This is a genomic window from Aeromicrobium phragmitis (assembly GCF_003674095.1).
Lineage (GTDB): Bacteria > Actinomycetota > Actinomycetes > Propionibacteriales > Nocardioidaceae > Aeromicrobium > Aeromicrobium phragmitis.
The window spans coordinates 1-542 of sequence record NZ_RDBF01000050.1; the positions used below are offsets into that span (position 1 = coordinate 1).

1 protein-coding gene is annotated in these 542 nt (G+C 69.9%); it reads right to left on the reverse strand.

Annotated elements, in window-relative coordinates:
* Window positions 1-514: alpha/beta fold hydrolase (locus D9V41_RS16190; protein WP_243697321.1), on the reverse strand; the 514-nt coding region annotated here is incomplete at its 3' end.
* Between the last annotated feature and the right edge of the window lie 28 nt (window positions 515-542).

Below are 542 nucleotides of genomic sequence, written 5' to 3' on the forward strand. Positions count from 1 at the left end.
ATTGTCCGAGCAAGGTCTGCAGCGCGGCGATCAATGCCACCGGCTGGTCGAGCATGATGTGGTGTCCCGCGTCCGGGATGACGGTCACGGGTACCGTACCGCCGAGTCGCTCACGCACGACCTCGGTGATGTCGTGCGTCGCCATACCCCGCTCGCCGCGCAGCAGCGCGACGTCGCAAGCGGCACCGGCGAGGTCCTCCGGCTGCATCATGGCCGACAGGAACACCCGCGGGTCGAACTTCCACCGCCAACCGGCCTCGGTCTTGGTGACCGACTCCGCGGCGACGTGCGCCAGCACGTAGTCGAGGCAGGCCGGGTCCTCCGGCACGGTACGGAACCGGGCGAGGATCTCCGCGCGGTCGGCGTAGTACTTGACGGCGTCGGGATTGGCCCGCTGCGCACGCCACATGCCCGCTTCCGGGGAGACTCTGCGCACGGGCGAGTCGATGGCCACGACGCCGCGAATCCGATCGCCGTGCTCGCGCGCCGCGGTCAACGCGACGAAGCCGCCCATGCTGTGGCCGTAGATGATCGGCGGGAGC